Origin of the sequence: Nitrospira japonica (assembly GCF_900169565.1) — a bacterium.
Taxonomy (GTDB): Bacteria; Nitrospirota; Nitrospiria; order Nitrospirales; family Nitrospiraceae; genus Nitrospira_C; species Nitrospira_C japonica_A.
Genome location: NZ_LT828648.1, coordinates 1,568,479 through 1,580,999, shown reverse-complemented (window position 1 = coordinate 1,580,999; position 12,521 = coordinate 1,568,479). Strand labels below are relative to the sequence as shown.

Annotated in this window: 13 protein-coding genes; 1 reads left to right on the top strand and 12 read right to left on the bottom strand. The window is 57.2% G+C overall.

Annotated features, from left to right (window positions below):
• Positions 1–34: 34 nt before the first annotated feature.
• The 6 genes from NSJP_RS07555 to NSJP_RS07530 all read right to left on the bottom strand — a co-directional run bounded on the left by NSJP_RS07555 (position 35) and on the right by NSJP_RS07530 (position 4,176).
• Positions 35–691 (bottom strand): DsbA family protein, encoded by a 657-nt coding sequence (locus NSJP_RS07555; protein WP_080886303.1) that lies wholly within the window; start codon positions 689–691, stop codon positions 35–37.
• A gap of 263 nt (positions 692–954) precedes the next feature.
• Positions 955–2,001, bottom strand: a complete 1,047-nt coding sequence (locus NSJP_RS07550) for a tetratricopeptide repeat protein (RefSeq protein ID WP_080886302.1) — start codon at positions 1,999–2,001, stop codon at positions 955–957.
• A gap of 169 nt (positions 2,002–2,170) precedes the next feature.
• Positions 2,171–2,647: a hypothetical protein gene (locus NSJP_RS07545; RefSeq protein WP_080886301.1), complete on the bottom strand. Its 477-nt coding sequence runs from the start codon at positions 2,645–2,647 to the stop codon at positions 2,171–2,173.
• A 20-nt stretch (positions 2,648–2,667) separates the two neighbouring features.
• Complete coding sequence (locus tag NSJP_RS07540; protein WP_080886300.1) at positions 2,668–3,009, bottom strand: hypothetical protein; 342 nt, start codon at positions 3,007–3,009, stop codon at positions 2,668–2,670.
• A gap of 481 nt (positions 3,010–3,490) precedes the next feature.
• The gene (locus tag NSJP_RS07535; protein WP_080886299.1) at positions 3,491–3,739 is read right to left on the bottom strand and encodes a helix-turn-helix transcriptional regulator; all 249 of its coding nucleotides are present in this window, start codon (positions 3,737–3,739) and stop codon (positions 3,491–3,493) included.
• 71 nt (positions 3,740–3,810) lie between these two features.
• The gene (locus NSJP_RS07530) at positions 3,811–4,176 is read right to left on the bottom strand and encodes a heavy-metal-associated domain-containing protein (protein ID WP_080886298.1); all 366 of its coding nucleotides are present in this window, start codon (positions 4,174–4,176) and stop codon (positions 3,811–3,813) included.
• Positions 4,177–4,837: 661 nt separating this feature from the next.
• On the opposite strand from NSJP_RS07530, the gene NSJP_RS19220 reads away from it, so the two are divergent.
• Complete coding sequence (locus NSJP_RS19220; protein ID WP_155969975.1) at positions 4,838–5,188, top strand: hypothetical protein; 351 nt, start codon at positions 4,838–4,840, stop codon at positions 5,186–5,188.
• On the opposite strand, the gene NSJP_RS07515 is transcribed toward NSJP_RS19220, so the two are convergent.
• The 6 genes from NSJP_RS07515 to NSJP_RS07485 form a co-directional block, all read right to left on the bottom strand.
• Positions 5,164–5,397, bottom strand: a complete 234-nt coding sequence (locus NSJP_RS07515; protein ID WP_080888535.1) for a helix-turn-helix domain-containing protein — start codon at positions 5,395–5,397, stop codon at positions 5,164–5,166. The two genes, NSJP_RS19220 and NSJP_RS07515, sit on opposite strands and share 25 nt — an antisense overlap.
• A 95-nt stretch (positions 5,398–5,492) precedes the next feature.
• Positions 5,493–7,049 (bottom strand): YncE family protein, encoded by a 1,557-nt coding sequence (locus tag NSJP_RS07510; RefSeq protein ID WP_080886295.1) that lies wholly within the window; start codon positions 7,047–7,049, stop codon positions 5,493–5,495.
• A gap of 482 nt (positions 7,050–7,531) precedes the next feature.
• A complete protein-coding gene (locus NSJP_RS07505) occupies positions 7,532–8,551 on the bottom strand; it encodes a transporter family protein (protein WP_172834225.1) in 1,020 nt (339 codons plus the stop codon).
• A gap of 462 nt (positions 8,552–9,013) precedes the next feature.
• On the bottom strand, positions 9,014–9,574 hold the full coding sequence (locus NSJP_RS07495; protein WP_080886292.1) for a peroxiredoxin family protein: 561 nt from the start codon (positions 9,572–9,574) through the stop codon (positions 9,014–9,016).
• Between the two features lie 244 nt (positions 9,575–9,818).
• A complete protein-coding gene (locus NSJP_RS07490) occupies positions 9,819–10,085 on the bottom strand; it encodes a helix-turn-helix domain-containing protein (protein WP_080886291.1) in 267 nt (88 codons plus the stop codon).
• A gap of 60 nt (positions 10,086–10,145) precedes the next feature.
• Positions 10,146–12,491, bottom strand: a complete 2,346-nt coding sequence (locus NSJP_RS07485) for a TonB-dependent receptor family protein (RefSeq protein WP_080886290.1) — start codon at positions 12,489–12,491, stop codon at positions 10,146–10,148.
• Positions 12,492–12,521: the final 30 nt, after the last annotated feature.

Sequence of the window (12,521 nt, the reverse complement as noted above, 5' to 3'; positions counted from 1 at the left end):
TCACCTCTGACCGCCCAGTCGCCTCCGTCACTCCTCACTTCTTGGCGTCCGCATCCAGGATGCCGCGAATGACGGCAATGATGTTGTCCGTTTTCAGGTTGTCGCCTTCGATTTTGATATTCCCGTCGAGCAGCAACGTGGGCGTGGACTGGACCTTGATGCGCTCACCCCACTGCTTCCCGTCCTCGAAGGCTTTCGCCGGCTTGCCGCTCGCCAATCCCTCTTCGAACGCCTTGGGATCGAGCCCGACCTCTTTGATCAACCCCTCCCGCAGACTTCGATCCAAGACGCCCGTGATCTTGTCCGTATGGATGGTGCGAAACAACACCCGTTTCATCTCGTCGCCCTTGCCCATGATCTTCGCTTGTTCGTACATGTCGAACGGAGTCGGCAGCTTATTGCGGAACACCGGGAAACCGACCATGGTCGCTTCGAGCTTATTCCCGAATTCCTTTTGAAGGATCGGAAGACCGGCTTCATCGAAGTGATGACAATGGGGGCAGTAAAAATCGGCGAATTCGATGAGCTTGACCTTCCCCGGCTTGTGGGTGGAGGCCTCGCCGCTTAAGAGTTCGAACTTGCCCTTTTGTTCGGGCGCCGCTGCCGTCGTGACGGTGCCCCAGGCAAGACCGGCCGCCACCACACACACCGACAGTGCGATCCCCCAACTTCTTCGAAACCTCGTGACCATATCGATCCGCTCCTTTCCTTCAGGTAGACGAATGGAACTTTCACTTTACAGACTTGACTGTCTGTCCCTCTGGCGGACAACACCATGTTTCGAATGGCCGAACCGTGTGGAGGAGTCGGCGGATGACCCTGGCTCGGCATCGGGCCGAAACAGAGGGAGTCCGTCTCGTCTCGGGCGGGACTACGCAACGGCCAGCATCGCCGAGTTCCCTGAGCTACCGGTGACGGCTTGATACCTTCGAGTCGGCCTGCACGTCCTCCGCGCTACCGCCCGCTCATGCCGACAATACGTTCGACGCGATCGTCTCGTCCACCGAGATTTCGATACTTATGGTACTGGGCCAGCGCCTTGGGAAGGTCCTTGCGATGAAGCTCATAGAACACACCGAGGTTGTAATGAGCCTCCGTATACTCCGGTTTCAGTTCCACCGCCCGTTGGTATTCTTGTTCCGCTTCTTCCAACCGGTTCATGCTCGTATAGATGACCCCCAGATTCATGTGGGCCTCGGCATACTCCGGACGGTATCGGATGACTTCGAGGAACTCCCGCTCCGCTTCCGCGGGTTTGCCCTGGCTCCGAAAAATAAATCCCAAATTGTAGTGGGCATCGACCAGGTCAGGCTTGGCGGCGATGGCCTGCCGGTACGCGTAGGCCGCCTCCAACAGGTCGTTGCTTCGCTCGGCTAGCCGGCCCGCCTGGTACCATGCGTCCGCATGCTTCGGATGGGCCTTCGTCAGACGAGCGAGCGTGTCGCGGGCGGCCTTGTTTTCCCCCTGTCGCTCGTAGAGCATCGCCAGCCCGAACAAGCTGTCGGGCTGTGTGGGGTCGACCGCGAGCAGTTGCTTGTAGGCGGCCATCGCGGCCGGAATGTCCCGGCGTCCTTCATAGAGCCTGGCGAGGTCGAGATATGAATCTTCGTGTTTGGGATCGATCTCGATCGCCCGTTTCAACGTCTGTTCCGCTTCCGTACTCTTTCCCTGAGCCAGATAGACTTCCGCCAGATCGTTGAGCGCTTCAGGATAGGCCGGCTTGAGCTTGATGGCATGCGTCAAGGCTTCGACCGCCTCCGCCGGCTTCTTCTTGCCTTTGAAATAGATCTGGCCGAGCAGATAATAGGCTTCGGCGGACTGGTTGGCTTCGAGCGTCTTGTTCACCGCCGCCAGCGCGCCGTCGGCATCGCCGGCCTTCAGGAGACCGGCCGCTCGCTCGAGTGCGCGCTTGCCTGAATCAGTGGGTGCGGCCAGGTCGATACTCGGGAATGAGAGGAGGAGGAAGGAGGCCAGAAGTAACTCGAATAGGAGTGCGACCATAATGCGCTAATCTCAAAATGCCGGACTGGCGCCTGCAAACCGACAGATTCGACTATACGGTGAGGCCGGCTTGAAATCAACACGCCAAGGATGGGGAAAGAGCGCCGCCTTGCCGCTTGCGGAAGCGGCCAAGGCGGTCAGGAACAGGTCGCAAGCGACTCGGCAAGAATTATTTGATCATCACGAGCTTGCCGCCTGGATCCTTCGGATTGAGATGGTCGCGGTACGTCAGAGTGTTGCCTTGTGTCGCGTAGAACAGGTCGCTGGTCGGAATGCCGATGTATCGCGTCTCGCCCGGCTTCAACACTACTTCGGCCTTCAGCACCGTCGGCGTCGCGGCGCTGACAGCGTCGGTCATCTGAAACCCACGCTGCGCGGACGACGAATTCGTGACCCGCAAGAGCACCGGGCGTCCCGGCCGGACCTTGAAATCGATCACCGTGACAGGAGGATACCAGGTCTTCAGATTCCCGATGTCAATTGCGAACAATTCGGCGTCGATATCCAATTCCTTGAACGGTTGCCCCACGACCGACCCAGTCTCCAGATCGCCCACTTCCACGCCGCCGGCATGCAGCGCCCAGGCGGATCCTGTGAATGCGATCGACAACAATCCCATAAAGCCGATGATCACTCTCCTCACCATGATAAAACCTCCCCTTCTGGTTATAACGACGACCGACTTTCTCCCGGAGCAAGACAAGGGGGCAACCCGGTATTGTCGAGGATTTGCCCGCCAATCACTTGTTCATCGACGATCAGGAAAAGCGCCTTGAGCCGCACGGTATTGTTCAGAAACTTTCCACTCGCGACGGCGATCACTTCGCGCGAGCCGTCTGCCTGCGGCTGATCCTCTTCGATGGTGACATGGTAATATTCAAACCCTTCAAAGGTCTTGTTGAACACTTGCGTCCTCAGAACACGCTCGATCGTCGCGTCCTGAGCCAAGACCGTCGTCCTGGTCAATAGCAAGCCCGCAACCAGCCAGAAGACGACGAGTATCTGCATCCGGAACCATCCTTTTGCGAACCCGTTATAGGCGTCACTTCGATGACTGTCTACAGACGTGCGCCAATATGTGCCGACCCGCGCAACAGCCGATAGCTATCGTATGGAACCAGCCCGACCACCAAAACCAGGTCAACTCGTTGTCGGGGTTGGAGCATACGTCAATGCATCGGCAGTGACCGCACACTATGCACATGTGACGAGACAGCAGTTGGCAGAAGCCTCCCGTGCCGAAGATGCTGAAGAAGGGGGAGAGGGAAGCGCAAGGGCATGCGCTTCCCTCCGTCCGGAACTCCACTGCGTGGTCAGCGCAGCTCACTCGTTGGAGTCCCGCCCACGACATGTTCCGTTGGTTCTCTCATCGTCATGCCTTGCCGTAGCCCCGAAGGGCCGGGGGCCCGGGGGGAGGCCACCCCCGGCACCCCGGACAGATCCGAAAGAAGAGTGCGCAACTCCCGGATCTGGTACTGACTAGGTTTCTTCACTTCTTTCTTTTGGCCGCCACAGCCCTCAACTTGACGACATTCCCTCGATGCTTGGCCGGAACACTCAATGAATCGGTTCTGTTCTCGTCGATCAGGGCGGTCAGCGAAACGCGAAACACCCGCAGACTGCCGCGACCGATCTTCGTGGCTCGGAGACGCCCCTCTTCGATCCATCGATAGACGGTCCACTTACTGACTTTCAGCAATGCGGCTGCCTCGTGAACTCGCAGGAGAGGGGCGTCCATTGTGAGATCCGTTCGTTATCGCATCGCCCGTTTGCCGAAGGATTCGTCGCGTCGAGTTCCTTGCCTCATCGTCATGAGCGCGGCATGGCCGGACCACCCTGATCCACCCAAGCTCTGCAACCCGTGCCGAAAGCCGCCTGTGCAGCCGTTTCGGCCAACCGATCGGACGGAACTCCGTCGGCCTCATAGCGAATCAACACCGTGCCGTGATCGTTGAGAAACTCGATGCTCTGGACCGCTTCGTGTCCGCGTAGTGCCTGTTCGACATCCTTTCGGTGGTATTCGCAGAACCGTCCGCCGATTTGAACGATCGTTTGGGTCAATCCTTCCGCCGCTGGTTCAGGATGATTCGACGGCTGCGCGTCATCAGCGGCCATGACCGGCGTCGAGACGCTCAACGCGAACAAGAAAATGCCCACCCATGGATATGTTTGCATCGTTTCTCCCTGTCTCCTCGCATCTCATCGAGACTTCGAGGCCATCACGAGCACAGCCATACCTCCCCCACGACGACGTATCGCCATGGCAGGACGTTCCGGATAAATTGTTCGACTAGAAGAGCCGGCTACGAGAAGAGATGAAGAGGTGGCGCGCGAGGATGAAGTCGTTCGTCGCGATGGGCTGAAAGGGGAAGCGCCGCCGTTGCCGGGACCTGAGCACCGGGAGTCCGGACAGTCTCTGACGGTGGCGGGGAGATGAGCGACGCGTGCGACGTGGTTTGGCAGGACCAGGCGCAAAGGGGTGAATGGGAGGAGCCTGGCTCATGATGATCATGTCCGATGCTCGAACCCGCATGCATGAACAAGCAGCCAGCCGACAGGCCCGCCAGGGCCACGTACATCAGAGCTGTGACGCCTGCGACCAGTATGACGAAGTGCCTTCTACGCGGGATCATCATAAGATACTTTGTCTCACCTATACGGCCTTCATCACGGCTTGTCTACCGACAACTGCCGACGATTGCAACACATTCATACTGCATCTGGCCTAAAGCCCACCTCGGCTTTACACCGAGGGCGCTTCACCCTGTCGCTCGGTGTTGCCTGCCTGACGTTCGAAAGCATACAATTCTCTTGAGTATCTTCCGTAAGAAGCACCATGAGCCACTTGATTGTCTATCTCATCGGTATGACATGGATTTGCCTGTCGCTGGCCTGCTCCTCCACCCGCCACGTTCCACAGCCTATTGTCGATCTCGGGGACGGGTCGGTCCCGATTGAGAGTGCTATCGTCTCCCAAGACCTTCAAACCTGCCGCACCGAAGTACACCAGGCTGCGCCCGTGAGCATGCAGCCTCGATGGCTTCCCCCTCTCGGCACATCGGCGAACGGCGTGGTGCTGGGAACCGCCGATACCCCCCATGCCGTCTGGCTTTCCCATGAGGACTATCGGCAAGCAATCGAGCATTGCCTGACCGATCGTGGCTACAGGGTCCGTGGCTGGCAATAAGCGGCGGCAGATGCCATGCCACTCGGCCCTATCTCTCCTGTCTTGTTCTGCTGGATCAGTCGATCTAACGACGATTGAAACACCCGCACACTGCCCTTTCCGATCCTGGTGCCTTCGAGCCTGCCCTGCTCTACCCAGCGATAGATCGTCCACCGGCTGACCGATAAGAACTCCGCCGCCTCTCCTACGCGCAATAGCGTCTTTCCCATGGTGTCCTCCATGGCACAATGCCCGTGAAATGAGGGGGCGGAATGCCCGCCCCCCTCTCGGTCGGATAGGTCCGTTTCGACGGCCGAATTCCTCCTCACCTCATTCCGTAATCATCCAGCCGCTCAGGCAACAGCATCGGCGCCGCCTGCACGCCCGAAACCACGGACGCGGTTGCTTGGTTTCCGGCTGCCGCTGCCCCGGGGTAATAGACCATCACAGCGCCTGGCGTCGGCCCCACTTGAACAGTCTGCTTGATCGTATTGTCAGTGGCGTTGATGACCGAAACGGAATTGTCCGTGCTATTCGACACCACCACATAGGTCGCGGCGCCGGCGCCTTGGATGAGAAGATCCAGGCTGTGCCCGCCGGTTGCTACGAGCGGGATTTCTTTCAAGAGAGTCAGCGCTGGCGGCGTCGCCGTCAGCGTCGAGGAATCGAACGCAAACAGGCGATCCTTTTTGGTCGCCGTAGCCGTATTCCCGGCCAGGATGTAGAAACGCTTGCCGTCCGGAGAAAACTTGAAGGACCCCGGAGCCGTCCCGTCCAATTCGGGAATCGTGAAGTCCGTGCGCACCGCCGGCGTCACACTGAGATCGAGGATGCCGAGTTTGGTTCCCGTTGCGGGAGTTGTATCACCGCGCAACAGGAGAAACCGTCCATCAGCAGAGATGCCGTACCCTGTGTACGGGGTGCCAGTCAGATCGAACGTATTGGTAATGGCAAGAGTCGTGGGATCGATTTCCGCAATCTGGTCGTAACCCTCCTGAATACTGTACACCTTCTTGGTCAATTGAGACCAGCGGATCCCATGGGGATGCGAATTGTTGGGCGTGAATGCCGTCGTCAACGGTGTCGCAGATTCATCGTTGCAAGGCACGGCTTCCTTGGTGGAATTGCACAAATCAATGCGTGCAGTCACCTTCAGATAGTTTGCTGAGGTCTCATCGTTATCAATAACTGCGACTTCACCACCCACTTCACTCGAAACAAAGGCACGTCTTGGGATTCCCGCCCCTGAGGAAAACGCCGTGACTTTGTGGCCGTCGGCCAACAGACAGATCGTTCCCAGGATGTGCGGGATATTGGCACCAGGGCCAAGATGTGAATTATGGATGACCGTAACTGATCCACCACTCTGCGCCGCACAATTGATGAGATCGTCACCCGGCGTCGCGGTGCCTCCTGCATTATCCCCATCGTTCATCGACCAGATCACTTCGCCATCGTTCGGATCACGGTAGATGTGCACGGGACGAGTCCCTGTGGTGAGATTCGTTTCATGGATCGGAGTCGCACCGGTCAATGGATCGACCAGGGCCACGGCATTACCGGCTCCAAGATTCACAAATAGCCATTCCCCTTCTGAGAACTGCATGTCGCCTAAGGCCACGTTGCCGAACTTTGCAGCATCGATCGTGCCGGCGACCGCATTGCCAGCGTCTCCCTTCAGCGAGACGCTGGTCAGTGTCTTATCTCCGGTATTGTTCACAAAAACCAGCGGCCCCTGAAGCGCGGCGCTCCCACTGGACGTCGAAGCCGCTGGAGTGCTGGAATCGCTCGAACTGCAGTTGGCCAAGCTGATGACCATGACCGCCAATAGTGCTGCGTAGGCCGCGGCTTTCAGCTGTCGTTGTCTTCTCATCGGTTTCATCGTTGAATCCTTTCTAGTCCGTTGTCTTCGCTGACCCAATACGAGGATATGTTTGATCACAAGATCGCGCGGTCATTGATCGACAAGCGGCGGCCCCCTGGAAACAAGTCCGTGAGAGAGACGACCGACTATCAGAAGAGCCTGAACAGCTTTTGATCTCCTCCCTTCAGCGGCTGCCACCGAAAAACAGCTCCGCACGTCGATCCCCGGCGGGTCAATCGCGTGACAATGCCAGGAGCACGATGTAGGCTCGCTTTGTGAATGCGTTTGTGTCTGATGACAAGGAAACTTCTTTCCTTGATTCATCAGCCCCGCATAGACTGCCGGCAATGGTCCGGAGACCCACCACAACGCCCACAGGCTTACAAGTACCCAAGTTACGATCAACAACCCGCTTCCTTTGTCATGTGGGATCAAGTGGATACGTGAGGGTGTTCGTGTCTTCGACGTTACTAGGACCACCCTATTTTGCGAGTTCGTTGTCACGCTCCTCCGGAAAACAAAGGAGGAGTGGCGAAGTATTTCGTCAGTCCTCCGATGTAGCTGATGTCCAATTGCAGGTTTCCGTTGAAATCTCGGTAGAAAGGAATCTGGGCCATGAAATAGCCCTGCGCGAAATCCCAGAGATTGACCAAGATGCCTGTTGAAAATGCTGCGTAGGTAAAGTTGGTGGTCGGCACAGGACGACCGGTGATCGTCCCGTCGATCAATACCGCTCGATTGACCGGAGGCCCGACGAGTTGGTACAGCGCCGCCTCGATGTTATCCTTCGTCTTGTAGCGGAAGTTGATCTGTTCCGTAAGGGTCAACCAGGGCACGGTCACGATGTTGAAGCCCAAATTGAGGGCATACTCCTGGCCAAACTGATAACCGTCTGGATTTCTGAGCGTGTAACGCCAGCTGCCCTGCAGAAATTGGTTTAGTCGGTGAGGAAGAATCTCGTAGGTTTGATAGAAGCTCGGTTGAAAGCCGAACGCTCCCCGGCCAAGCTGCAAAGTGGATTCCGCATATTGACCGTTCGGACCTGCTTGTTGATAGGTCCCAGTCGGAAAGTAGACCCCCATTTCCAGGACCAACATGCTCCTCAACGTCGGGAGCAGGTTGTATTTGACCTTGCCGAGAATATCTCCCAGCCCTTGATCATTGAAGCTGGATACGGTCCCTGGGCCGAACTGGCCAACTGACTGCACAGACTTATACGGCAGCATGACCTGAAGACCGAACCGCTCTGTCAGACCATAGTTGAGATCCAGCGCCGCCGTCTGAACCAATGTTTCAAGATTGCTGACAGGAGTGTTCCCCAGGATCAACTGTTTGGTCTGCTGATTCGCATAGGGAATTGTATTGGCTCCATCCGGAGGCAGACCGTTCGGGGTATAGTTGTACGTAAGGTTCACCGTCAGTACGCCCGCCGGCGACACCTGTTGCTGTGAGCCGATCACAACAAAACAGCTGACGGATCCGCAGGACGACTGGGCCGAGCCCGGCGAAACAAGCGTCATTGCAAGCATTGTGACTACAAGGGTTGAGAGCAGACGACTGCTGAAAAGACGCGTCATGATTCACGAATCTTTCGTAAAGAAGCGGGGCAATCGCGCGTACTCCGGCTGATGCAGGCAGACGCGCGTTATGTAGTGCCGATGGTTTCTTCTAGGCGAAAACGTGAGGAGGACCCCGGAACCAGACCTGCAGGGAAGGAGGGGTCGTGAGTGCATCGTGAATCAGCCAATCGACTGGGACGGTCGATCGACTCTGAAAGCTCAAATGGACGAGGCCGGATTCGACCGCCTGTCCAGCGGCGCAGAGCCAAGTGCATGGACCCGTCGCATGCGTTCCAGAATGATTATTGCCGTGATGATGAAGGTGGACGACGCTGGAAGCGCCCATGATCCCGCTCGTGAGGATGAGCCACACCAGCAGGGACCACACTAGCCACGATCGCTTTGAAAGGATTCCCATCATCACTAATGAGAACCCGGGGATCTCCCAGGCTCCTGGCTTTGAATGCGGGCGACGATGTCATAGATCTTTTGCTCGGTCAGTAGGCCTCCTTTGATATACTCCTGGACGACTCCCATCTCATCAACGAAGACACTGACCGGTAAACCATACACGCCAAACTGATTTGCGACCTTATTGTCGCGATCCATCAGGATCGGAAAGGTGTGGCCGTACTGCTTCACGTGTTCACGAACTTTCTGATCGTCTTCAAGTTCATTGATCGCAAGAACGACGAATCCCTTGTCACGAAGTCTGTCGTAGCAATTCTGCATGGCCGGCATTTCCGTCGTGCATGGCTTGCACCAAGTGGCCCAAAAATTCACCAGAACCACTCTGCCTCTGTATTGATTCAAACTGTGCACGTCGCCATGCAGGTCTGGGAGATGAAAATCTTCGGCGAGAGATCCTGCGAATGGCGCCCTCGACCCCATTGACCAGGCACCAGGCAATTCAAGAACCGTCGCTAAAACAATCAGCCCAAAGGCTGTTCCAAGCTTGATCACAGAATGCAGTCGTCTGCCCATCAGGGTTTCCGCAATGTCTTCAGCGAAGAAAGCGTCTCGGCATGTACCGGGCGGGCATAAGCGTAATGGGGCAATCTAGTGGGCGTCTACTTATAGATGCCTATCATTGCTACACTTTTCCAGCCTGCACGCTGATCGTCGACGTATCACAAGGCAGATCCCTACTCCACCAGCGGGAGTAGGTACGATCATACCTGCCTAGGTAAAAATTCTCGGTTCGTGAGATGGGTTGAGAGAGGATGTGTTAGCTGCGGTCAGTATCACCAAGCGGATGCATCGCTGTCGCCGCCACGGTGGAAGGCCACTTCGCTGCAGGAACGGAACTCCGTGTCCAATCATCCGTCCGATTCTGCTGAATCAGACCATCGAGGGAATCGCGAAACACTCTGATACTCCCTTTGCCGATCTTGGTTCCCCTCAACTTTCCCTGTTCCAACCAGCGATAAATGGTCCAGCGACTGACGGAGAGAAAGTCCGCGGCTTCTCCAACACGGAAAAGTGTCTTTTCCATACAGACCTTTCATGATATTCCGAGCGGAATGCCGACTGTGGCATCCCGCTCGAGATCCATTCAGAACAAGCCCAGTGTGACGCCGCCGTAAATCGCCCGCCCGTACCCGGCGAAGAACAGCTGTTGCGCAGCCGCCTGCGCCGCGGTCTCACCCGTGACGACCTGGCCGGATGCCGCATATTTCATGTCGGCGATGTTGTCCACTTGGACATACAACTTGGCGAAGCGGAACCATGAGCTCTGCACGTCGATGTTCTTGTGAATGTTCGCCGTCCCGATGAAATAAGACGGAATCCCGACGGTGTTATTGTTGTTGAGAAAGTAACTGTTGGCATAGTTGCCTTCGAGCCACCCTCCCCACCCGCTCGGGTGATGGTCGTACTCCATCTTGAGATTCAAGATATCCGTCGGCACGTTGGGGACCTTCTTGCCGTCCCGGCTCAGGAATCCGGCGGCGGTCCGATCGGTAAAGTTGGTGTAGCTGGCGTTGATATGGGTATAGGCGCCGGACAAGCGCAACCCCGTCAACGGCCGCCAGTCGTACGACGCTTCGATGCCGCGATATTGCGAGGCATCGGCATTCACGGATGCCGTGTTGCCGCCCGTGATCGTCTGCGTGATGATCTCGTCCTTGAAGAACGTCCAGAATCCGACCAGCTGGACGACCAAGTCCTTCGCAATCCTCGACTCGGTGCCGATTTCATTGTTCCAATTCTTCTGCGGCTTGAGATCGAAGTTGGATCCCGGCAGCCCGGTGATCGGGTCTCTGGTGAGTTGAGCGAATTGCGGGATCCCGTAGCCGGTGGAACTCCGGACCCAGTGGCGGTAGTTTTCCGACGGTCTCCAGCTCACGGATGCCTCCGGCGCCCAATTGGTGAAATTCCTGGTGGCGCTCGGCCGGTTTGCGACGGCGCCGTTGTTGTAATTGATCGTGTCGATACTGACCAGCGACTGTTCGAAGCCGAGCCCCATGGCCAGCGTCCACTTGGGCACGAATTCCAACTCTTCCCGAACGCGGCCGCCGACGTTGTTGATGCGGCCCCGGTTGTTCTGAAGCAGCGCCCCTCTCGTTCCGGAGCCGGTCGCAAGATTTTGGAACGTGTTCCCCTCCTGCTCCATGTTGTTCAAGAAGAATCCGAGGTAGCTCTTGAGCGGCATCTGCCCAAGGTTCCCGTCGTGCCGTAGATCCGCATAGGTCTTGTAGTTCGGATTCACGTTGTCCGTGATCTGCGTGAAATACTGGTTGATATCCTTCAGGTCGTAGTCCGCTTCGATCGTCAGGACCGTGCTGGCGTTCAGCTGTCGTTCGTATAGGCCTCCAATGATCGTCCGCCGATCGACCCGCCCTTGATTGAGCGCGATGGCATTGGCGCAGGCTGGATTGTACGTGCCCGAGGCGCAGGGCGTCTGCGAACCTCCGGCCTGGCGATCGTCCTGATTAAACTGGGCCTGGGTGAGCCTGGTCGGCACCCTGGTGTCGAGCCAATTCGTGATGGCCTTGAAATAGAAACTCTGCCGGTCATCGACGTTGAAACGGAAATTGAAGTTGAGCGTTTGCGTGTTGTAGTTGCTGTGCTGGATAAACCCGTCCTCGGCCGCGTTGCTGGCGAACATCGCAAGATCGAGGCGGTCCGTATGTTGGCCGACGGCGAGCGCCTGTTTGAAGTAGCCGAACGAACCGCCGGAGACGAAAGCCTCGACCCCATTGATATCGCTGCCGCGCCTGGTCCGGAACTGCACCATGCCGCCGAGCGCGTAGTTGTCGTACAGCGAAGAGGAGGCGCCGCGCGTCACTTCCACCGATCGCATGAACCAGGGATCCTGGATATCGAGCCGTGACAGACCGTCGGACTGGGTCTGGCTGATGCCGTCCTCGTATACCTTGATATCCCGAATCGCAAACGCGGTCTTGGCTCCCATACCGCGGATCGTGATGCTGAAATCTCTCGGTCCGTTCGCCTGGCGCAACATGATGCCGGGCAGCGACTGTATGGATTCTTGCATCGTCCGGGTCGGCTGAGAATCCGTTTCCGCCGACACCGTGGAGGATATGGATATGCCTTCCGGCCGTTTCTGCAGCCGGTTGCTGATGATGCTCATGTCGGCCAGCTCGAACTCGGGAATCGCCTCATGCGGGGCTTCCGCCTCTTCGATCGAAGCTTTTTCCTTTACGATGGCCGGACGTTCTTCTTCTGGCGTCGCGCTTTCCTTCTTGTGTTGGATGTCTTCGAGCTCCTGGAGAATTCCCTTGAGTTGCTCGCGCAATTCCTGCTCCCGCTGCGACGAGGGCTCGGAAACGGGCGTATCCTGCGCCCATACCCCGTTCCCGTAAACGGCACCGACCGTAATCGCCACGACTACGGCTGCTGAAAGTCCTCGCACTAGAACCCCAATTCGTGTGGACATCAATGGACACTCCTTACAACAAATGCGGAT

What these genes read in the sequence shown, in the direction of transcription:
- NSJP_RS07550 (WP_080886302.1), bottom strand. Translation starts at nt 2,001, where the DNA reads ATGGTCGCACTCCTATTCGAGTTACTTCTGGCCTCCTTCCTCCTCCTC.
- NSJP_RS07530 (WP_080886298.1), bottom strand. Translation starts at nt 4,176, where the DNA reads ATGCAAACATATCCATGGGTGGGCATTTTCTTGTTCGCGTTGAGCGTC.
- NSJP_RS07540 (WP_080886300.1), bottom strand. Translation starts at nt 3,009, where the DNA reads ATGCAGATACTCGTCGTCTTCTGGCTGGTTGCGGGCTTGCTATTGACC.
- NSJP_RS07515 (WP_080888535.1), bottom strand. Translation starts at nt 5,397, where the DNA reads ATGGGAAAGACGCTATTGCGCGTAGGAGAGGCGGCGGAGTTCTTATCG.
- NSJP_RS07510 (WP_080886295.1), bottom strand. Translation starts at nt 7,049, where the DNA reads ATGAAACCGATGAGAAGACAACGACAGCTGAAAGCCGCGGCCTACGCA.
- NSJP_RS07555 (WP_080886303.1), bottom strand. Translation starts at nt 691, where the DNA reads ATGGTCACGAGGTTTCGAAGAAGTTGGGGGATCGCACTGTCGGTGTGT.
- NSJP_RS07535 (WP_080886299.1), bottom strand. Translation starts at nt 3,739, where the DNA reads ATGGACGCCCCTCTCCTGCGAGTTCACGAGGCAGCCGCATTGCTGAAA.
- NSJP_RS07505 (WP_172834225.1), bottom strand. Translation starts at nt 8,551, where the DNA reads ATGACGCTTGTTTCGCCGGGCTCGGCCCAGTCGTCCTGCGGATCCGTC.
- NSJP_RS07495 (WP_080886292.1), bottom strand. Translation starts at nt 9,574, where the DNA reads ATGGGCAGACGACTGCATTCTGTGATCAAGCTTGGAACAGCCTTTGGG.
- NSJP_RS07485 (WP_080886290.1), bottom strand. Translation starts at nt 12,491, where the DNA reads ATGTCCACACGAATTGGGGTTCTAGTGCGAGGACTTTCAGCAGCCGTA.
- NSJP_RS07545 (WP_080886301.1), bottom strand. Translation starts at nt 2,647, where the DNA reads ATGGTGAGGAGAGTGATCATCGGCTTTATGGGATTGTTGTCGATCGCA.
- NSJP_RS19220 (WP_155969975.1), top strand. Translation starts at nt 4,838, where the DNA reads ATGAGCCACTTGATTGTCTATCTCATCGGTATGACATGGATTTGCCTG.
- NSJP_RS07490 (WP_080886291.1), bottom strand. Translation starts at nt 10,085, where the DNA reads ATGGAAAAGACACTTTTCCGTGTTGGAGAAGCCGCGGACTTTCTCTCC.